Below are 19,972 nucleotides of genomic sequence, written 5' to 3'. Positions count from 1 at the left end.
AGCGATCGATGCAATGATCATTTGTCATGAGTGACAACTCGGGAGTTGCAGGCAGGGGCGGGCTCACCGTCGGCTCGCGGGTGGTGGTGCGTCGTGGCGACGACAAGAGCCGACTGCCCGGAGTGGTGGTCGAGGACTATGCGAGCGAAGCCGCCCGGGCCGGCGAGCAGCTCGGGCGGGACTGGGCGCCGGTGCGCCGGTGGGCCGTCGCGCTGGACGACGGCCGGCTCGTCTTCGCCGACGACGACGAGGTCGAGGCGGAGCCGAAGAAGTCCTGACCGCTGTCCGTACGCCCCGGACCCTCGCGATCAACCCCGCCGGCGTGCCGGCCTTGGACGAACCGGGCGCATCGAGAAGTGCGGTTGGCTCATGCCTGAATCTGCTAGGTTGATACCTAGCTGATCTAGGCATAGGAGTTCTATGTACCTCGACAAGGACCTGGTGGCGGCCTCGGCGACCCCGCTTGTGCTCGGAATCCTCGCCGACGGCGACTCCTACGGGTACGCCATCCTCAAACGAGTCAAGGATCTGTCCGGTGGACGGATCCAGTGGACCGACGGAATGCTGTACCCGCTGCTGCATCGCCTGGAACGGTCCGGATACGTGTCGGCGTCGTGGGGAAGTTCCGACAGTGGGCGACGGCGCAAGCACTACGCGATCACCGACGCAGGCCGGAGCGTGCTCGCGGAACGGCGCAGTCAGTGGGACGTCGTGGCGGACGCGCTGGACCAGGTCTGGCGCTGCGCCGAGGTGCCCGCGACCCCCGCCGGAGGATGGTCGTGATGGACACCGATGCCGCGCTGGAGTCGCAGATCGGTCAGTGGCGTGGCTACGTCGAGCGTCGTCGCGCGATATCCGCCGCCGACGCCGACGAGATGGAAGACCACCTGCGTGACCAGATCTCGGATCTGTCCGCCGCGGGACTGGGGACCGACGAGGCCTTCCTGGTCGCGGTCAAACGCATGGGCAGCGTGGACGACATCTCCCGCGAGTTCGCGCGGGAGCATTCCGAACGCCTGTGGAAGCAACTCGTGCTGATGCCCGCACCGGACGACGGTGCCACGCGGCCCACACGTGAGCTGTTCGTCGTGCTCGCCCTCGCCGTCGGCGCGGCGGTCGCCCTGAAGGCCGGACTGGCGACACTGGACGAGGGCGTCGTCGTGCGCAACGTCAGCCTGCTCGTGCTTCCGTTCCTCGCCGGGTACTTCGCCTGGAAGCGCCGCGTGACGCCCCGCGGCGCCGCGGCGCTGCTTGTGCCGTTCGCCCTGGTGGCGGTCGTGACGAACGCGTTTCCCTTCGTCCCGAACGGATCGACCGAGGTGATCGCCGCGATACATGCCCCGATCGCGTTGTGGTTCGTCGTCGGCCTCGCCTATGTCGGAGGCGAGTGGCGGTCCGACCGGCGGTGGATGGACTTCGTCCGATTCACCGGCGAATGGGTCGTCTATCTCACCCTGCTCGCCCTCGGCGGCGGCGTCCTCGTGGGCCTGACGATCGGCGCGTTCGACGCGCTCGGCACGGATGCCGAGTGGGTCGTCGAGGAGTGGGTGCTGCCGGTCGGTGCGGCGGGCGCGGTCGTCGTCGCCGCCTGGCTCGTGGAGGCGAAGCAGAACGTGGTGGAGAACATCGCGCCCGTCCTCACCCGCGTGTTCACACCCCTCACAATCCTCATGTTGCTGGTGCTGCTCGCGGCGTTCGCGACCACCGGTAGCGTCGTCGACGTCGACCGAAACCTGTTGATCCTGATGGACCTCATCCTCGTCGTCGTCCTGGGGCTGCTGCTGTATGCGATCTCCGCCCGCGAACCTCACCTGCCGCCCGACCTGTTCGACCGTCTCCAGCTCGTCCTCGTCGTCCTCGCTCTCGCGGTCGACCTGCTCATGCTCACAGCCATGCTCACCCGGATCGCGGAGTTCGGCTTCACCCCCAACAAGGTGGCCGCTCTCGGGATGAACCTGGTCCTACTGGTCAATCTTGCCTGGTCGGCCCGGCTCGTCCTCGGGTTCGTCCGTGGCCGCCGCGGGTTCGGCTCCCTCGAACGCTGGCAGACCCGCTACCTGCCCGTCTTCGGCATCTGGGCGGCGCTGGTCGTCTGCCTCCTCCCGCCGATGTTCGACTTCGCGTGACCTTCGGTCACCGAACAACGGCAGTCGATCCGTCCATGCCTTTACAACCGGTCCGCGAGGCAGTAATTTGAACGATCGTTCGACCTAATCTGCTGCCTGCCGCCGATCGCCGGCCGAAAGGACCTCCGCATGAGCGCACCCGAGGACGTCGTACTCTCCCGCCGGGAAGGCCACGTCACGACGTGGACGATCAACCTGCCCGAGGCGCGCAATCCGATCTCCGGCGACGACGTCGTCGAGCGGCTGGTGCAGCTGGTGGAGGAGGCGAACGCGGACTACGAGACCCGCGTGGTGATCCTCACCGGCGCCGGCAGCGCGTTCTCGGCCGGCGGCAACGTCAAGGACATGGCCGACCGCGCCGGGATGTTCGGTGGTGCCCCGCATCAGCTGCGTGAGGGCTACCGTCGCGGAATCCAGCGGCTGCCCAAGGCGATCTACCACTGCGAGGTGCCGATCATCGCCGCCGTCAACGGACCCGCGGTCGGCGCCGGCTGCGACCTGGCCATGATGTGCGACATGCGGATCGCTTCGAGCACCGCATTCTTCGCCGAGAGCTTCGTCAAGCTCGGCATCATCCCCGGCGACGGCGGCGCGTGGCTGCTGCCCCGCGCCATCGGTGCGGCGCGGGCCGCGGAGATGGCCTTCACCGGCGACCGGGTCGACGCGGCGACCGCGCTGGACTGGGGCATGGTCTCCCGCGTCGTCGAACCCGAGCAGCTGCTGGTCACCGCGAACGAACTCGCCGCCCGCGTCGCGGTGAATCCGCCGCACGCGCTGCGCATGACCAAGAAGCTGATGCGCGAGGGGCAGCGCCAGGATCTCGACAGCATCCTCGAGCTCTCCGCCGCGTTCCAGGCCCTCTCGCACCACACCGCCGACCACGGTGAGGCACTCTCGGCGTTCCTCGAACGCCGCACCGGGAACTTCACCGGCAACTGACCGCCCCGGCCCCCGAGCCGCCGCACACAACGAAGGAGAGACGGCCGTGGAGCGGACGATCTTCACTCAGGAACACGACGAATTCCGTTCCATGCTGCGGGATTTCATCGACCGCGAGGTTCTGCCGCATCAGGCGGAGTGGGATGCGCTGGGCCGGCCGCCGCGCGAGTTCTTCCACCGTCTCGGTGAGCTCGGCGTCCTCGGTATCCAGGTGCCCGAGGAGTTCGGCGGCGGCGGCGAATCGAGCTTCAAGTACAACGCCATCGTGTTCGAGGAGGTGGCCCGGGCCGGCGTGTCGTTCGGTTCCTACACCGTGCACTCCTGCCTGATCCTGCCGTACCTGCTCGAGTACGGCAGCGACGAGCAGCGGAAGCGCTGGCTGCCGGACTTCGCGTCCGGCCGGATGATGACCGCCATCGCGATGACCGAGCCCGGCACCGGCTCGGACCTGGCCAACATCGCCACCACCGCCAAGCTGTCCGCCGACGGCTCGCACTACGTCGTCAACGGCGCGAAGACGTTCATCACCGGCGGCGTCACCGCCGACCTGGTCCTCACCGTCTGCCGGACGGCGCCGTTCGACCCGGAGGACCGCCGTGCCGGCCTGTCGATCCTCTGCGTGCCCACCGATGCCGAGGGGTTCTCCGTTGGTCGCAAGCTGGACAAGATCGGGCTGCACCAGCAGGACACCGCCGAGCTGTCGTACCAGGATGTGCGGGTTCCGGTGGAGAATCTCCTCGGCGAGGAGGGCAAGGCCTTCGGCTACCTCGCCCACAACCTGCCCCAGGAACGTCTGAGTATCGCGCTCAACCAGGTCGGCCAGGCCGCGGCCGCGATCGAGCATGCCGTCGCATACACCAAGGACCGCAAGGTGTTCGGCAAGCCGGTGGCCTCCTTCCAGAACACCAAGTTCGTTCTCGCGGAATGCTCCGCCGAGGTGCAGGCGGCGCGAGTCTTCGCCGACCACTGCCTCGAGCTGCTCGACCGGGGCGAGCTGTCGGTGGCGGACGCCGCCCGTGCCAAGCTGTACTGCACCGAGGTCGCCGGCCGCGTGATCGACAAGTGCCTGCAGTTGCACGGTGGCTACGGCTACATCACCGAATACCCGATCGCCCGCCTCTACGCCGACACCCGCGTCAGCCGGATCTACGGCGGCACCAGCGAAGTCATGAAGACGATCATCGCCAAGGACCTCGGCCTCTAGACGTCCCGGTGGGACCGGCAGAAGGAGCACGAATGTATCCAGGACGCTATGCCTCGATCACCCCGGACAAGCCGGCGGCGATCGAGGCGGCCACGGGGCGCGAGATCAGTTACCGCGAGCTCGAGGACCGTTCGGTGCAGTTCGCGCACTGGCTCCGCGCCCACGGCCTCGGCGCGGGCGACCACCTCGCCGTGCTGTCGGTCAACGACGTGACCGTCTTCGAACTGTACTGGGCTGCAGTGCGTTCCGGCATGTACGTGACGTTCGTGAACACGCATCTCGCCCCGCCCGAGGTCGCCTACATCGTGGACGATTGTGACGCCGCGGCTCTCGTGGTGTCCGCGCCGCTCGTGGACCTCGCGGTCGCCGTGGCCGGCGACACGCCGAAGGTGCGGCACCGCCTGGCGTTCGGCGGCGACGTTCCCGGCCACCTCGGATACGAGGCCGAGATCGCCGCGATGAGCACCACCGCGCCGGTCGACCAGCCCGGCGGGACGGACATGCTCTACTCGTCGGGCACGACCGGCCGGCCGAAGGGGATCAAGCCCGCGCTCAGCGGAGCGCAGGTCGGTGAGCAGGCGGCCTCCAACGCGGTCGGGCTGCTGCAGAGCTTCGGCTTCGACGACGACTGCGTGTACTACGCGCCCGCCCCGATCTACCATGCCGCGCCCCTGCGGTTCGGCGCCGCGGCGCAGGCACTCGGCGGCACAGCGATCGTCGCGGGCAGGTTCGACGCCGAGACCTGCCTCGCCGACCTCGAGCGCTACCGCGTGACCCACAGTCAGTGGGTGCCCACGCATTTCGTCCGGCTCCTGAAGCTGCCCAAGCAGGTCCGCGGCCGCTACGACCTGTCCGCGATGCGCGCCGCCATCCACTCCGCCGCGCCGTGCCCCGTCGAGGTCAAGCAGGCGATGATCGACTGGTGGGGCGAGGTGATCTACGAGTACTACTCGTCCACCGAATCCGTGGGCAGCACCATCGTCTCGACGCAGGAATGGCTCCGGAAGCCCGGCACCGTCGGCCGCACCGGACACGGCCATGCCAGCCTCGCGCACATCTGTGCCGAGGACGGAACGGAGTTGCCGCACGGACAGATCGGGTTGATCTACTTCGAACGTCCCGGCTACAGCTTCGAGTATCACAACGACCCGGAGAAGACGGCCGAGTCCCGCAACCCGCTCCACCCCACCTGGGCGACGACCGGGGACATCGGATACCTGGACGAGGACGACTACCTCTTCCTCACCGACCGGGCGAAGTTCACCATCATCTCCGGCGGGGTGAACATCTATCCGCAGGAGATCGAGAACGCCCTCGCCTTGCACCCCAAGGTGTTCGACGTGGCAGTGATCGGTGTGCCGGATGCCGAGATGGGCGAATCGGTCAAGGCGGTCGTCCAGCCGGCGGCGGGCGTCGCCGGCGACGACGCGCTCGCTGCGGAGCTGATCGCCTACTGCCGCGACCGCATCGCCGGGTACAAGTGCCCGCGCAGCGTCGACTTCGTCGACGCGCTGCCCCGGACACCCACCGGCAAGCTCGTCAAGGGGGCGCTGCGCCCCGCGACCGCCGGAGGAAACGGATGAGTGTTCGACGGGGAACATACGCACGACAGGGCGACACCGTGGCGCCGTCGGAGCGGCAACGGGTGTTCATCGAGGCGGCGCGTCGCGAGTTCGTCCGCAACGGATACGGTGCGTCGTCGATCCGGACGATCGCCCAGGAGGCGGGCGTGAGCCTGTCGGCGCTGTACTACCACTACAAGAACAAGCAGGACCTGCTGCTGGCCATCCTCATCGACGGCGTGAACGCCTTCGACGCGATGTGCGACGAGGAGCTGTCACGCGTCGGTGACGACCCGGTGGAGCGGCTCCGGGCCCTGGTGGTCGCCCTGGTCCGGTTCCGGACCATCTGCCAGGAACAGAGCCTGATGATCGGCACCGAGGTTCGCAACCTGGAACCGGAGAACGCGGCCGTCTACGAGCAGCGGCGGCGTTCCGGAAACGAGTTGCTGGGCAGCATCATCGACGACGGGATGCGATCCGGAGCGTTCACCACCCCCTATCCGGAGGACTGTCGCCGCTCGATCCTGGCGATGACGACCTCGATCGCGAACTGGTACGACCCGGACGGTCCGGACACCCCCGCCGACATCGCGGCCCGGTACGGCGATCTGGCCCTGCTGTTGCTGCAGCCGCGACCCTGACCCCCTCACGGAAGAAGACGACCATGCGTACATCACTGGTACCGTCCGCCGGTGCCCCCGACCCGAGTCTCGCAGCGTTGCGGGCCGAGGTGCGCGCCTTCCTGCGCGAGCAGATCGAGGCCGGCGTGTTCACCCCGGGCGTGGACACCTGGCTCGCCCGCTGGAACACCGACTTCACCAAGGCCCTGGCCGCCCGCGGATGGGTCGGCATGACCATCCCCACCGAGTACGGCGGGCACGGCCGCACCTTCATGGAGCGTTTCGTCGTCACCGAGGAACTCCTCGCGGTCGGCGCGCCGGTCGCCGCCCAGTGGGTGGCGGACCGGCAGGCCGCGCCCTCGCTGCTCAAGTACGGCACCGAGGAGCAGAAGCGACGGTTCCTTCCCGGCATCGCCCGCGGCGAGATCTGCTGGGCCATCGGCATGAGCGAGCCCGAGTCCGGATCCGACCTGGCGAGCGTGAAGACCAAGGCCGTGCAGGTCGACGGCGGCTGGCGCATCACCGGCACCAAGCTGTGGACCTCCGGCGCCCACCACGCCGACGCCTTCTTCGGGCTGGCCCGCTCCGCCCCGCTCGACCCGGCGCACCGGCACGCCGGGCTGAGCCAGTTCATCGTCCTGCTCGACTCGCCCGGCGTGGAGATCCGGCCCGTGCTGTCGATGTCCGGTGAGCACCACTTCAACGAGGTCGTCCTCGACGACGTGTTCGTACCCGACGACCTCGTGCTCGGCACGATCGGCGACGGCTGGGCGCAGGTCACCTCCGAACTCGGCTACGAGCGCAGCGGCCCGGAACGCTTCATGTCCACCTTCGGTGTGCTCGCCGGCGCGGTGGACGAGGCAGCCGCCGGCCGCCTGCCGGCCGACCCCCGCATCGGCGCGTTCGTCGGCCGGATCTTCGGCCTGCACCACATGTCCCGCGGGGTGTCCGAGGCGCTGCAGCGGCACGAGAACGCGGAGGTCGCCGCCTCGGTGGTCAAGGTGCTCGGCACGCAGGCCGAGGGCGACATCGCCGACCTCGCCGACGAACTGGCCGGCGAGAGCGACACCGCTGGTGACGAGTTCGCCGAGCTGGTGCGGGCGGGTGTCATGCAGCGTCCCGGATTCACCCTCCGAGGCGGCACGAGTGAGATTCTGCGCGGGGTCATCGCGCGGGGATTGGGGATGCGCTGATGAGCAACGCGACGAACGGCACGTCGACCGATAACGACGTGGAGATGCGCGAATTCGCGCAGATGCTCGAACAGGTCTTCGGCGAGCGCCGCGGCGACGATCACCGCCTCACCGGGCCGCTGCGCCTCGACCGCGAATTGTGGTCTACTCTGGTCGAACTCGGTCTCGCCCGGCTCACCGGTCCGGAGGCGGACGGGGGCAGCGAGGCGGGCTGGGCCGAGGCCGCATATCTGCTCGGCGCCGCGGGCGCCGGGGCCGCCGCGGTGCCGGTGGCCGAGAACGACCTCCTCGCGGGCTGGCTGCTACAGCTGTCCGGCTGCAAGCGCGCGGTGACCGATCCGGCGGCGGCACGCACCGCCGCCGTGCTGGCCGCCGACGGCTCGGCCCGGCACGTGCCGTGGGCCCGCGACGTCGACGCCGTGGTCGTGCTGTGGGAGGCGGACGGCACGTGGCGGGTCGCCGACGTCGCCCGCGCCGACGTCGAGGTCACCGAGGCGGTCGACGTCGCGTCCGAGCCGCGCGACCACATCCGTGTCGACGTCGCCGCGCTGTCCGGCGCCGAAGTTCCGGCGGGCACCGCGGAGGAGTTCCTGCGCCGGGGGGCGCTCGCCCGGGCTCTCGCGATGAGCGGCGCGATGGAGCGGGTGCTCGACCTGGTCGTCGAGCACACCACCACGCGTGTGCAGTTCGGCCGTGCCCTGGGCAAGTTCCAGGCCGTGCAGCACCTGGTGTCGGACATCGCCGCCGAGGGCGCGCTCGCGCGTGCCGCCGCGCAGGCAGCCGTGACGATCGCCGAGGATTCCGGATTCGGCAGCGACGAAGCGGGATTCGCGATCGCTGCCGCGAAGTCCTGCGCGGGGCACGCCGCGTCGGTAGTCGTGCGCAACGCCCACCAGAGCCTCGGCGCGATCGGCTTCACCATGGAGCACGAGCTGCACCGGCACGCGAACCGGCTGCTGTCGTGGCGCAGGGAGTTCGGCTCCGTGCGGTTCTGGGACGAGGTGCTCACCGCGGCGGCCGTCGACGCCGGGTCCCGGGGGGTGTGGCCGTTGATCGCGGACGGCCGACCGGAATAGGGCATCCGCCGCGGCCCGCTGGACAGGTACCACCGGCCCGGTATGAACTGTGGGGTGACGGCGCGTGTTCCGGCGGTGCCGGACCGACGAGGAGAGGTGCGAGTGCAGGACGAGCAACAGCGCGTGCCCGGACCGGTGAATCTGCGAGATCTCGGCGGACTGCCGCTGACCGACGGCGGTCGCACCGCGCCCGGCGTGCTGTATCGGGGCGACGCCTGCTACACCGGCGACGTGGTGCGCGGCATCCTCTCCGACCGGCCGCCCACGACGGTGGTGGACCTGCGATCCGACGCCGAACGCGGGCACCGCGCCTACACCTGGCCGGACGGCACGCACGTGCATCGCCTGTCGCTGCACGCGGACGCCGCGCCGGCCGGGCGCACCGGCCTCGGCCTCGCCGAACTCTACGGCCGGGTGTTCGACGTGGCCGCGCCGCTGTTCGCCGGGCTCGTGCCGGTCGTCGCGCGGGCCGCGGGCCCGGTCCTCGTGCACTGCACCGCCGGCAAGGACCGCACCGGTCTCGCGGTCGCCGTCCTGCTGCTCGCCGCAGGCGTGGAACCGCAGGCCGTCGTCGACGACTACGCGGCCACCGACACGAACATGCCCCTGCTCCTCCGTCGCTGGGAGGCCGTCGGGCTGCGCGTGGGCGGCTCGTTCCCGGGCGGCGACCGGGCGGTGCCGTCCGACCTGTTCCGCGCCCCGGCCGAGGCGATCTCCCCGATCGTCGAACGCCTCGTCGCGCATCCCGGAGGGCCGGGGGCGTGGCTGATCGACCACGGGGCGGGGGAGGACGACGTGCGGCGGTGGCGCGCACGTGCCCGAGGAGAAGACGTGGCTGCAACGGTATACGGAGACAGGAAGGCACCGACGCGATGAGCGAGAACAGCGAGCCGAAAGCCGGGGGATCGGCGGGACTGCCGCTGGAAGGCATCACCGTCGTCAGCCTCGAGCAGGCGGTCGCCGCCCCCATCGCGACCCGCCATCTCGCCGATCTCGGCGCCCGCGTCATCAAGGTCGAACGCATCGGGGAGGGCGACTTCGCCCGCAACTACGACGCCGCCGTGCACGGGCTGGCATCGCATTTCGTGTGGCTCAACCGCGGCAAGGAGTCGATCTGCGTCGACCTCAAGGCCACCGAGGGCGTCGCCGCGGTGCGCCGGCTCGTCGGCGAGGCCGACGTGGTGATCCAGAACTTCGCGCCCGGCGCGGCGGCGCGGCTCGGGCTCGGCGCCGACGAGCTGCGGCGCGAGCGGCCCGAGCTGATCGTGGTGAACATGACCGGTTACGGCACCGAAGGCCCGCTGCGCGAGCGCAAGGCCTACGACATGCTGGTCCAGGCCGAGACCGGGCTGTGCTCGATCACCGGCACCCCGGAGACCGCCACCAAGACCGGCATCCCGACCTCCGACATCGCGGCCGGCATGTACGCGCTCACCTCGATCCAGGCGGCGCTGTTCCGGCGCGAACGCACCGGCGCGGGGGCGACGATCGACGTGTCGATGTTCGACGCGACCGTCGAGTGGCTCGGCCACCCGATGTACCTGCAGATGTACCAGGACACGCAGGTGCAGCGGATGGGGCTGAGCCACGCGTCGATCGCGCCCTACGACGCGTACCCGACCGTCGACGGAAAGATCCTCATCGGCGTGCAGAACGACCGGGGCTGGCGGGCGCTGGTCACCGAGGTGTTCGGCCGCCCGGATCTCGCCGGGCACCCGAAGTTCGCGACGAACATCCTGCGGGTGCAACACCGCGCCGAGACCGACGCGGTCGTCGCCGAGAACACACGCCGCTTCGAGACCGCCGAACTGGACAAACGTCTCGCCGCGGCCGGTGTTCCGGCCGCCCGCCTGAACGACATGAAGCACCTGATCGAGCATCCCCAGCTCGCCGAGCGCGACCGCTGGCGGGAGGTCGGCACCGAGGCCGGCGCGGTGCGGGCGGTGCTGCCGCCCATGACCTTCTCCGATGTCGAGATGCGCATGGGTGCGGTACCGGCGCTGGGACAGCACACCGACGCAGTGCTCGCCGAACTCGGCCTCACCGACGCGCAGGTCGCCGGGCTGCGTGCCGCCGGCATCGTGCAGTAGCCGGTAGTCGTCCAGCGCAGTACCCGAACCCGAAGGAGCCCGACGTGCCCCAGCTGCTGCAGCTCGATTCGTCCGCGAACCGGCAGACGTCCGTCACGCGCGAACTGACCCGCCTGTTCGCCGACACGTGGCGCCGCCGCGGACCCGGCTACACCGTGGTCGAGCGGGACCTGCACCGAGACCCGGTCCCGCATCTCGCGGACGCGGAACTGCACTATGCGCCCCGGCTGCGGGTTTCCGGCGTCGCCGTCGATCCTGCGGCCGAGGCGGTGCAGACCGAGCTGATCGCCGAGGTCGCCGCCGCCGACGTCGTCGTGATCGGCGCCCCGATGTACAACTGGTCGCTGCCGTCGACGCTGAAGGCGTGGATCGACCACGTCCACGTGCTCGGCACCACCGTGCCGTTCGACACGCCGGACCAGCCGTTCGCGGGCACGCCCGTCGTGCTGATCTCGAGCCGTGGGCTGGCCTACGGGCCCGGCGACCCGGACGAGGGCCTCGACCACACCGTGCCGCCGCTGCAGCAGGTGCTCGGCACGTCACTGGGCATGGACATCACGGTCGTGACCGCCGAATACACTCTCGCGTCCCGTATTCCGGCGCTGGCGCCGATGACCGAGCGCTCCACGGCGAGCCTGGACGCGGCGCGCGAGCGGGTGCAACGGCTCGCGCACGACCTCGGCGCCTGACCGGCGCGCCCGTCCGCCCGTTTGGTTCTCAGGCGAATTCGGCGTCGGCTCCGCGCTCGTCAAGGTAGTCCGCGCCAGGGACACTGAGTTCCCCTGGTAGCCGGTCAAGCTCCACATGGAGGCGGCCGGGGCGAGCAGCTCGGCCTGCTGCACCGAGCCCGCAGGTGCGCGGGCAGCCAGGTCGTCGAAGACCTGTGCGACCCGCGGGAGACGGCCCGGGCCCTTCCGCCGTTCGCATCTGCCCCGGGAGATGCGCCGGTTTTGGTGGGCCGATCGGGCTCCCCACCACGATCCCTTCGTTCGGCCCTGCCGCGCCGCGCTCGGGCGGACGCTGTCGAGGTGATGCGTCCACATCGCGGGTCGCTCGTCAGAAGAGTCAAGCTCCCCAGCCAGGGGAGCGCCGTCTCGGAAGGACCCACAGATGATGACCAGCCGTGTCCACATCGCGCTCGACGTCGACGACACCAACGCATCGCCCCTCCCTGCGGGGGTGCCCCACCGTCCGGGCCGGCGACATCGCGGCGCGCCGGCGCTGCACGTGCCCGGCACCGCTTCGGAGGCGTGAGATGAACACCCCTGCAGTAGTTGTGGAAGATCTCCATGTCGCCTACGACAAGACGTGGGCGCTCGACGGCCTCGACCTCGAGGTGGGGGCGGGCACGACGCTCGGCGTGCTCGGCCACAACGGCGCCGGTAAGACGACCTTGATTCGCGTGCTCACCACGCTGGTGCGGCCGACCGTCGGCCGGGCGCTGGTCGAGGGCCTCGACGTCGTCACCGATGCGATGGACGTCCGCCGCCGGATCGGGGTCACCGGCCAGTACGCCGGCCTCGACGAGTTCCTCACTACCCGAGAGAATGTGGAACTGATCGGCCGCCTCGCCGGCCTGCGTGGTCGGGCACGGGCTCGGGCCGACACCCTGATCGACCGGCTCGGATTGCACGACCTCGCGTCGCGGCGGGTCGGTGAGCTCTCCGGCGGTTCACGACGTCGGGTCGACCTGGCCGCCAGCCTGGTCGGATCTCCGTCGGTACTGTTCCTCGACGAGCCGACCACCGGCCTGGATCCCATCGCCCGCAGCGCGCTGTGGGACGTCGTCGACGAACTCACCACCAACGGCACCACCGTCGTGCTCACGACCCAGTACCTCGAAGAGGCCGACCGGCTTGCCGACCACATTGTCGTGCTCAGCCAGGGGCGGGTCGCCGCCCGCGGCACTCCCGCCGAGCTGAAGCGGATTGTCGGCGGCAAGGTGGTGACCGCCACGATCCCCACGCACCAGCTCGGCGGCCTGCCGTTCCGCCCCGACGCCGAAAATCCCGTCGAGGACGGCCGGGTCCGTGTCGCACTCACCGTGGGCGACGCGATGACCGCTGCCGAACTCGTCGCCCAGCTCACCCGGGACCGCGTCGACATCAGCGACCTCGATGTCACCTCGCCCAGCCTCGACGACGTCTTCACCCACCTCACCCACGACGGAGCCACCCGATGAACGCCATTCTCACCACCGGACCCGGGCGCTCACCCGCCGCGGACCAGCTCGCCGCCCTCGTGGTCCGCAATCTGCGCACGAGTGCCCGCGTCCCGCAGTTGCTGATGTTCTCGCTGACCATGCCGATGGCGATGTTGGTCCTGTTCAGTCAGGTGTTCCGCAGTGTGGCGGCCGGACCCGGCTTCCCTCCCGGGGTCAGCTACATCGACTTCCTCACCCCCGCCATGCTGGCAGTCTCCACCGTGATGGCCGGCACCAACGCGGGGGTGTCCGCGGCGATCGATCACACCAACGGCCTGCACGATCGCTTCGCCGCGCTACCCATGCGGGGGGCGCTGCCCGGTGTGGCGCGCACGCTCAACGAAGCCGCATTCACGCTCGCCCGGGCCGCGCTCCTCGGTGTCGCCGCCGTCGTACTCGGATTCGAGTTCCATGGCACCGTCGTCGACGCCCTGGCCGGGATCGTCGTTCTCGCCGTGCTGGCCGCGGCGATGAGTGGCCTGTTCGGGCTCATCGGTGACCGACTCCGCCGTCCCGACGTGGTGCAGTTCGCCGGGATGATGGTGATGATGCCGCTGATGTTCGTCTCGAGCGCCTTCGCCCCGATCGAGACCATGCCCGGTTGGATGCAGGCCGCCGCGACGCTCAACCCGGTCGCGCACGCCACCGATGCCCTGCGCGGCCACGAACTCGGCACCGCCACGTTCGGCGACACGGCCACTGCCGTCGTCGCCGCGGTCGCGCTGGGGGCGGTGGTGACGCTCCTGCCCGGCCTCGCGCGCCGGGTGCGCGCATTGGTCGCGCGTTGAGGCAGCCCACCTGGGCGGTGCGCCGCGCTGGAGACGAAGATCGCGACCCACCGGGACGACCTCGTCGTGCAGCGCGGACGCACTCCTCGACTAGCGAACAGGTATTCATGACGGTGGTGCGGGCGTGACCCGCGAACGGGTGCAGCAGCCCGGGCAGGGCCTCGTCCGACCGGGCCCGGGCTCAGCGGCGATACCGGATCTCGCCGCGGATCACGGTGCAGCGCACTGCTTCCGCGGTCGGCTCCGCAAGCGCATCGGTGAGCGGGTGGTCGAGCAGCACCAGATCCGCCGGCGCGCCCACCCGCACCCTGCGCGGCTCGGCGCCGGGGTCGTCGAGGGGGGACAGGTAGCGGTCGAGGGCGGCGGCGGCGGTGATCCGCTCCTGTGGACCGACGACGTCGCCGGTGGGGGCGCGACGGTTCGTCGCGGTCGCGATCACCGCCCACGGGTCGAGCGGCCCGTACGGGGCGTCGCTCGACAGGGCGACGGGCACGCCGCCGTCGAGCAGGGACCGGCAGCGGTACAGGTCCGGCAGATCCCGGGTATCGACCCGCTCGAGGTAGTCGTCGCCGCGGTGCGCGAGGAAGCCGGGCTGGGTCACCACGCACACCCGGCGACGACGCAGCTCGCCGATCGACTCGGCCGGGACCAGCGCCCCGTGTTCGATCCGGTCTCCGGGACGGGTGCCGGCCTCCTCGAACACCGCGAGCAGCAACAGCAGCGCCTCGCGGCTGACGCAGTGCACCGCCACCGGCCGGCCGCGGGCGTGGGCGCGACGGACGGTGCCGGCCAGGGCCTCGAAGTCGGGCAGTCCCGAGTCGGCGAGAACGATCTTGTACGGGCCGGTCGTCACGGTCGCCGGTCGATCCTCGGGTTCGTCGCCGAGGGGCACCCCCAGCAGGTGCACTCGCTGCGGCAGCGCGCCGGAGACGTGTGCGTCGATCAGCGCGGCCAGCGAGCCCGGCGCCAGATCGGGGGTGGCGTCGGTGATCCCGGTGATCCCGAGGCGGGTCAGGTCCGCGCCCACGGCATCGAGCGGGGGCGGCCCGGTGGCGGGCAGCCGCTCGCGCAGCCAGGCGTCCGCCCGCCACACCCGCCCGGTGGGGCGACCGGCGTCGTCGCGCTCCACCCCGGGATGGTCGGCCGAGTCCAGTCCGGCCAGGGTCGTCGCCGCCGAGTTGAGCACCCACATCGCGCCGCTGCGGTGCTGCACCCGCACCGGCCGCCGCGCGTGCAGCCGGTCCAGCGCCGCGGCGTCGAGCAGGCCCGCGACCGTCTCGACGTAGCCGACGCCGCGGACCCAGCCGTCGCCGGGCGCGGCGTCCAGCGCCCGGGCCAGGTCGCCGGGTGTGCGCACGTGCGGGGGCCCGCACCGGACCGAGGTGGCGTCCGCGGCGATCGCGTGCAGGTGCAGGTGGTGATCGTGCAGTCCCGGCAGCAGCGCCCCACCGCGGCCGTCGATCACCTCGCCCTCGGTTTCGAGGCCGACCCCGATCGCCGTGATCCGGCCGTCGCGGACCGCGACGTCGCACCGGCCGGCCGGCAGCGCGACGTCGCGCAGCAGCAGGCCGGTCACCGCGCCGACCCCAGTTCGGCGAGCACCGCGGCGGTGTCGCGACCCGGTTCGGCGAGGTCGCCGCGCGGGGCGCGTGGTTGCGGCGTCTCGATCTGCGCGGTGCCCGTCGCGGTGTCGACGTACCACTCGTGGCCTCGCCGGTATGCCTGCGCCGCAGCGGTTTCGGCTCCGTCCAGGGTGGCGGCCACCGTCGCCGACATCGAGATGTCCCACAACACCCCGTCACCGTCGCCGGGTGTGGACATCGCCAGCGCCGCCGCGGTCAGACCCGTGAGTGGATCGGCGATCGCGTCGCCGACGAACATCGGCCCGTCGCCGTCGCGGGCGACCAGTCCCGCGGCCGCGGCGATGTCGTCGCCGAAACCGATCCGGTTCGAGGCGCGTCCGTGCGCGGTGATCGAGATCCAGGTCCCGCCGGTGGCGACGAATTCGTCTGCGTGCAGGCCGAATCCGGCCAGCGCGCGCGGGCGGGACGCCTCGATCACGATGTCGGCGGCCGCGACGAGCGCGGCGAGGGCTGCGCGTTCGTGGGGGAGGGCGGGATCGAGGGTCACGGCCTCGTGGCCGCCGTGCAGCAGGCGATAGAAGTCGGGATTGCCGCGGCGGGCGCCGTCCGGCCGGGACGGTGTCTCCACCTTGATCACCCGCGCCCCCGCCAGGCCCAGCACGTGCGCGCACAGCGGTCCCGCCCACAGCGCACTGAAGTCGACGACGAGCAACCCGTCGACGGGGCGCGGCGCCGGCGGTCGCAGGGGGGCAGGAGCGTGCGCAGGGGTGACGGGTCCGGCCGCGACGCCGAGCAGGTCGGCGCGCTCGGCCAGGTCGGCGCCGGTGTGCTCGCGCAGCCAGGCCTCGACCGCGGGCCACGGGTCGTCCCCGACGTCGGCGCCGACGAGGGCGCCGAGCAGCAGGGGATCGTCGGGTCGGGCGCAGGAGACGGCGGCCCAGCCGTCGGCCGTCGGCAGCAGCCGGCACGAACCGCCGGCCGACGTCGCGCCGCCGCGGCGATGCCCGGTGAAGGCGGCGCGCTCGGCGAGCATGCGCGCCCCGTCGAGCTGCACCGCTCCGCCGGTGACGTCGGCGATCCAGGCGGTGCGTTCCCGCGCGACGGTCGCCGCGCGACCGGGGGGAATCAGGGGTGGCCCGTCGGGACGGCCGGTGAGAGAAGCGATTCCGCTCTCGGCCCAGTCCCGCACCACATCCGGGCGCGCGGAGGTCGACACGCTGCCGATGCTACAGTCCGCGAAACGACCTCAGGACGGCGGACATGGGCACAGGCGTACGAACCCTCACGGTGGCGGACCTCGCGGGCGGCGCCGCGGACACACCGGTTCTCGGCGACGGCGCCGCCCTGTGCGAACCCGTGCTGATCGTCGACCTCGACGACGCCGACGCATCGATGGTCGAGGCCGTGGCCGCCCGGGTGCCGGCACTGGATCGGTTGCTCGTCGGGCGCTGCACTGGCGCCGTCCCGGCCGCCCTGGCGCCGCTGACCGCCGCGCTGGACCTCACGTACGTCGCGGGGCCCGATCCGGCGGACCGGGCGGTGGTCGGCACCGAGGACGTCGACGCGGCGCTCGCCGAGTTCGTCCGGGCGATGGGGCGGTATCCGCAGTCGGCCCTCGTCGCCGGGCAGGTGCTGCGGATCACCGAGGCGCTGCCGGTGCCCGAGGCGATCGACGTCGAATCGCTCGCCTACTCCACCCTGCAGGGCGGCGCCGAGTTCGGTGGCTGGCTCGACGAGCGTCGCAGGCTCGGGCGGCCGCTGCCGCCGCCGCCCGTCGCGGATCCGGTGCTGATCCACCGCGACGGCGACACCCTGCACCTCACCCTCAACCGGCCCGAACGCCGCAACGCCTACGGCACCGCGCTGCGCGACGCCCTGGTCGAGGCGCTGCGCCTGCCGCTGCTCGACGACACCGTCGCGCGGGTGGTGCTCGACGGCGCCGGGCCGTCGTTCTGCGCCGGCGGTGACCTCGACGAGTTCGGCCACACCCCGGACACCGCGACCGCGCACCTGATCCGCACCCGCGGCGGCGCCGGACGGCTGATCGCCGCACTCGCGGACCGCACCGAGGTGCGCGTGCACGGGCACTGCGTCGGCGCCGGCATCGAGGTCCCGGCGTTCGCACACCGGATCGTCGCCGCCCCCGGCACGCTCTTCCGGCTGCCCGAGGTGACGATGGGCCTGATCCCCGGCGCGGGCGGCACCGTGAGCGTGCCCCGCCGCATCGGCCGCTGGCGCGCGCTGCACCTGTTCGTCACCGGCGTCGCGCTCGAGGCACCGCGGGCGCTCGAGTGGGGGCTGATCGACGAGATCGCCGTCCGCGGGGAGTGAGCGAAGGGGAGTGAGCGAATGTATCGCCCACTCGATCAGATCGAGTGGGCGATACATTCGCTCGGGCCCGAGCGCATGCGAGGGAGGTCAGCCGGCCGCCGACGTACCCGCCCCACGAGTCGCAGAACCGTCCGGCAGCCAGCGGACATACCGCAGTCCGCGGCGTTCCCTTTCGGTCAGTCCGCCCCAGATCCCGTGCTGTTCCTTGTTCTTCACGGCATCGTCGCGGCACGGGATGCGGACCGGGCAGGCCGCGCAGATGTCCCGGGCCGCTCGTTCCCGGCGTTGCCGCTCGCCCCAGGTCTCGTCCTCGGGGGCGTAGAAGGTGTCCGGTCCGATGAACCGGCAGCGGGCGTGCAGACGCCAGTGGTGCCCGTCGTATGGGTCCGGGACTTCGGTGGGGCTCGGGGCGAAGGCGGGGAGTGTCATGTCGGTTCCGGGGTCAGGCCATGAGGGCGGTGAAGCGCCAGTCCAGCACGGGTGCCGGCGCGTCGGTGCCGCGGTGGGCGTGGACGATCGAGCGCAGTTCGAGGACGCCTCCGCCGCCGTCGAGGGGCTGGGCGGAGTCGATGTGCAGGTCGCTGGTGAGGGTGTCGCCCTCGTGGACCGGGCCGGTGTGGTCGCACGAGTGCCAGCCGAGGACGGTGACGAGGTTGGGCAGCGCGCGGGTGGCCTGGGCCAGGGCGAGGCCGATGGTGTGGCCCCCGTACACCAGTCGTCCTGCGGCGCCGACGCGTTCGTCGTGGTGGGTGGCGGCGATGTTGAGGGTCAGGCGCGCGAGTTCGGGTGCGCTGGAGACGACGTCGCCGCTGGACCGCAGCACCGCACCGGCGAGCGACGGATCGAAATGCGGTCCCGGAACGCGGGTCCGGTAGGCGGCGAGGTCCCAGTCGGCGGGGGCGGACCACCGCGGCGGTTCCTGCGGGCCGATCGCGGACAGATCGTCGGCGGGCACGACGCGCGCGGGATCGGGATTCTCGCTCAGCGGCAGCATCGCGCACCGGTAGAAGTCGAGGACGGTGTGCCCGTTCTGGTCGACGGTGTTCATGCGCAGCGCCGCCAGCCCGGTGGGCTTGCGGCCGGGCTTGGCCGAATTCTCCTTCAGGCCCACCACTTCGGTGGTGGTGTAGAGGGTGTCGCCGATATGGGGGAAGCGGTGGAAGCGCAGGCCGCGGTAGAACAGATTGGCCTTGACGTGGTGGGTGACCAGGGTGGACTGGCCGATCGCCAGGTCGGTGACGAGGCCGGCGTGCGCGACGGGCCCACCGGCGACGGCCGCCGACAGGTGCGCATCGAGGGGCAGGCGCAGCCGGTCGCCGAGGATCGCCTGGTGGGCGGCGGCGAGGCCGTCGGTGATCGTGACGGCCGGGGCGGTGTCGAAGACCTGGCCGACGGTGAGCTCGTCGAAGTAGGGTCCGCCGACCTCGGTGGCGGTGCGTGCGGTGGTCATCTCACTTGTCTCCGATCAGGGCGAGGGTGCGGCGGGCGGCGACGGCGACCGCCTCGTCGAGCATCTGTCCGTCGAGCTGGGCGGCTCCGGCGCCGCGGGCCTCGGCCTCGGCCAGGGCGGCCAGCACCCGTCGGGCCTGCTCGGCCTGCGCGTCGTCGGGGGTGAAGGCCGCTGCGGCCGAGTCGATCTGGGCCGGGTGGATGACCCACTTGCCGTCGAAGCCGAGGTCGGCGGTCCAGCGGGCGGCGCGACGGAAGTCTTCGTCGTCGGTGATGGACAGGAACGGTCCGTCGATCGCCTGCACGCCCGCGGCGCGGGCGGCGTGCAGGAGGCGGTCCTGCACGTACAGCCAGTGCTCGGGGGCGGCGGTGCGGGCGCGGCCGAGCGCGGCGCCGAGGTCGGCGTAGCCGAGGATCACCGCGGCCAGCCGGGGGCCGGTGACGATCTCGTCGAGGCGGGTCACCCCGGCCGGGGTCTCGATCAGTGCCTGCACCACGAGGTCGGCATCGCCCGCCTCGGTGAGGATCCGGTCGGTCTCGGCGAGGTCGGCCGGGCCCTCCACCTTGGGCACCACGATCGACGACAGGGCCGGTCCGAGGGCGGCGCAGGCGCGCAGGTCGTCGGCGAACCACGGCGTGCCGGGACCGTTGACGCGGACCGCGATCGCGCGGCCGGTGCCGCGGGTGGACACCTCAACGGCACCCCGGGCTTCTCCGGCGACAAGGCCACCGGCGAACGACTCATCGAGGAACGCGGCGCGGTGCTCTCGCGGCTACAGGAGATGCTCTTCGCCAACGGGCGCTCGGG

Annotated in this window: 21 protein-coding genes and 1 pseudogene; 17 read left to right on the top strand and 5 right to left on the bottom strand. The window is 71.6% G+C overall.

The annotated features are described in order from the left end of the window. Positions 1-26 precede the first annotated feature (26 nt). From AIIKEEIJ_RS12865 to AIIKEEIJ_RS12800, 15 genes are all read left to right on the top strand, one after another. A complete protein-coding gene (locus AIIKEEIJ_RS12865; protein WP_006947358.1) occupies positions 27-278 on the top strand; it encodes a hypothetical protein in 252 nt (83 codons plus the stop codon). A gap of 142 nt (positions 279-420) precedes the next feature. Next, entirely contained in the window at positions 421-783 is a 363-nt protein-coding gene (locus AIIKEEIJ_RS12860; protein ID WP_006947362.1) for a PadR family transcriptional regulator, read from the top strand. Then, complete coding sequence (locus tag AIIKEEIJ_RS12855; RefSeq protein WP_161995801.1) at positions 783-2,126, top strand: permease prefix domain 1-containing protein; 1,344 nt, start codon at positions 783-785, stop codon at positions 2,124-2,126. The genes AIIKEEIJ_RS12860 and AIIKEEIJ_RS12855 overlap by 1 nt, the downstream gene beginning before the upstream one ends. A gap of 129 nt (positions 2,127-2,255) precedes the next feature. Continuing rightward, the gene (locus AIIKEEIJ_RS12850; RefSeq protein ID WP_006947364.1) at positions 2,256-3,065 is read left to right on the top strand and encodes a crotonase/enoyl-CoA hydratase family protein; all 810 of its coding nucleotides are present in this window, start codon (positions 2,256-2,258) and stop codon (positions 3,063-3,065) included. A 46-nt stretch (positions 3,066-3,111) separates the two neighbouring features. After that, a complete protein-coding gene (locus AIIKEEIJ_RS12845; protein ID WP_029546232.1) occupies positions 3,112-4,269 on the top strand; it encodes an acyl-CoA dehydrogenase family protein in 1,158 nt (385 codons plus the stop codon). 32 nt (positions 4,270-4,301) lie between these two features. Further along, positions 4,302-5,852 (top strand): AMP-binding protein, encoded by a 1,551-nt coding sequence (locus tag AIIKEEIJ_RS12840; RefSeq protein WP_161995800.1) that lies wholly within the window; start codon positions 4,302-4,304, stop codon positions 5,850-5,852. Next, positions 5,849-6,472 (top strand): TetR/AcrR family transcriptional regulator, encoded by a 624-nt coding sequence (locus tag AIIKEEIJ_RS12835; protein WP_043802744.1) that lies wholly within the window; start codon positions 5,849-5,851, stop codon positions 6,470-6,472. The genes AIIKEEIJ_RS12840 and AIIKEEIJ_RS12835 overlap by 4 nt, the downstream gene beginning before the upstream one ends. A gap of 23 nt (positions 6,473-6,495) precedes the next feature. Then, positions 6,496-7,644 (top strand): acyl-CoA dehydrogenase family protein, encoded by a 1,149-nt coding sequence (locus AIIKEEIJ_RS12830; protein ID WP_029546228.1) that lies wholly within the window; start codon positions 6,496-6,498, stop codon positions 7,642-7,644. Further along, positions 7,644-8,720 carry an acyl-CoA dehydrogenase family protein gene (locus AIIKEEIJ_RS12825; protein ID WP_161995799.1) on the top strand — a complete coding sequence of 359 codons (1,077 nt, stop codon included), beginning with the start codon at positions 7,644-7,646 and terminating at the stop codon, positions 8,718-8,720. The genes AIIKEEIJ_RS12830 and AIIKEEIJ_RS12825 overlap by 1 nt, the downstream gene beginning before the upstream one ends. 96 nt (positions 8,721-8,816) lie before the next feature. Continuing rightward, a complete protein-coding gene (locus AIIKEEIJ_RS12820) occupies positions 8,817-9,596 on the top strand; it encodes a tyrosine-protein phosphatase (RefSeq protein ID WP_050035940.1) in 780 nt (259 codons plus the stop codon). Then, positions 9,593-10,810: a CaiB/BaiF CoA transferase family protein gene (locus tag AIIKEEIJ_RS12815; RefSeq protein ID WP_029546222.1), complete on the top strand. Its 1,218-nt coding sequence runs from the start codon at positions 9,593-9,595 to the stop codon at positions 10,808-10,810. The genes AIIKEEIJ_RS12820 and AIIKEEIJ_RS12815 overlap by 4 nt, the downstream gene beginning before the upstream one ends. Positions 10,811-10,854: 44 nt before the next feature. Continuing rightward, positions 10,855-11,499 carry an NAD(P)H-dependent oxidoreductase gene (locus AIIKEEIJ_RS12810; RefSeq protein ID WP_161995798.1) on the top strand — a complete coding sequence of 215 codons (645 nt, stop codon included), beginning with the start codon at positions 10,855-10,857 and terminating at the stop codon, positions 11,497-11,499. 421 nt (positions 11,500-11,920) lie between these two features. Then, positions 11,921-12,064, top strand: a complete 144-nt coding sequence (locus tag AIIKEEIJ_RS32590; protein WP_202916978.1) for a hypothetical protein — start codon at positions 11,921-11,923, stop codon at positions 12,062-12,064. Position 12,065: 1 nt separating this feature from the next. Beyond that, positions 12,066-12,992 (top strand): ATP-binding cassette domain-containing protein, encoded by a 927-nt coding sequence (locus AIIKEEIJ_RS12805; RefSeq protein WP_161995797.1) that lies wholly within the window; start codon positions 12,066-12,068, stop codon positions 12,990-12,992. Further along, positions 12,989-13,801 (top strand): ABC transporter permease, encoded by an 813-nt coding sequence (locus AIIKEEIJ_RS12800; protein WP_161995796.1) that lies wholly within the window; start codon positions 12,989-12,991, stop codon positions 13,799-13,801. Before AIIKEEIJ_RS12805 ends, AIIKEEIJ_RS12800 begins: the two co-directional genes overlap by 4 nt. Positions 13,802-13,982: 181 nt before the next feature. Here the strand turns inward: AIIKEEIJ_RS12800 and AIIKEEIJ_RS12795 are convergent, their stop codons facing one another. Next, positions 13,983-15,377 (bottom strand): amidohydrolase family protein, encoded by a 1,395-nt coding sequence (locus tag AIIKEEIJ_RS12795; protein ID WP_161995795.1) that lies wholly within the window; start codon positions 15,375-15,377, stop codon positions 13,983-13,985. Continuing rightward, positions 15,374-16,600, bottom strand: a complete 1,227-nt coding sequence (locus AIIKEEIJ_RS12790) for a CoA transferase (RefSeq protein WP_102799479.1) — start codon at positions 16,598-16,600, stop codon at positions 15,374-15,376. Before AIIKEEIJ_RS12790 ends, AIIKEEIJ_RS12795 begins: the two co-directional genes overlap by 4 nt. A gap of 44 nt (positions 16,601-16,644) precedes the next feature. Between AIIKEEIJ_RS12790 and AIIKEEIJ_RS12785 the strand changes: the two genes are divergently transcribed. Then, on the top strand, positions 16,645-17,715 hold the full coding sequence (locus tag AIIKEEIJ_RS12785; protein ID WP_161995794.1) for an enoyl-CoA hydratase-related protein: 1,071 nt from the start codon (positions 16,645-16,647) through the stop codon (positions 17,713-17,715). Between the two features lie 87 nt (positions 17,716-17,802). Here AIIKEEIJ_RS12785 and AIIKEEIJ_RS12780 read toward each other — a convergent pair whose 3' ends face one another. From AIIKEEIJ_RS12780 to AIIKEEIJ_RS12770, 3 genes are read right to left on the bottom strand one after another with little or no spacing between them, the layout of a single operon-like run. After that, positions 17,803-18,144: a WhiB family transcriptional regulator gene (locus tag AIIKEEIJ_RS12780; RefSeq protein WP_006941435.1), complete on the bottom strand. Its 342-nt coding sequence runs from the start codon at positions 18,142-18,144 to the stop codon at positions 17,803-17,805. Between the two features lie 13 nt (positions 18,145-18,157). Then, positions 18,158-19,165 carry a MaoC family dehydratase gene (locus AIIKEEIJ_RS12775; protein WP_161995793.1) on the bottom strand — a complete coding sequence of 336 codons (1,008 nt, stop codon included), beginning with the start codon at positions 19,163-19,165 and terminating at the stop codon, positions 18,158-18,160. A gap of 1 nt (position 19,166) precedes the next feature. Next, a complete protein-coding gene (locus tag AIIKEEIJ_RS12770) occupies positions 19,167-19,856 on the bottom strand; it encodes an HpcH/HpaI aldolase/citrate lyase family protein (RefSeq protein ID WP_338020944.1) in 690 nt (229 codons plus the stop codon). 3 nt (positions 19,857-19,859) lie between these two features. Between AIIKEEIJ_RS12770 and AIIKEEIJ_RS34000 the strand changes: the two are divergent. After that, positions 19,860-19,972 (top strand): annotated as a pseudogene (locus AIIKEEIJ_RS34000) (polyphosphate kinase 2 family protein); the annotation flags it as partial.

It is taken from the genome of Rhodococcus sp. YH1, assembly GCF_009939605.1.
Classification (GTDB): domain Bacteria; phylum Actinomycetota; class Actinomycetes; order Mycobacteriales; family Mycobacteriaceae; genus Rhodococcus; species Rhodococcus aetherivorans.
This window is presented reverse-complemented; position numbering and strand designations above follow the sequence as displayed.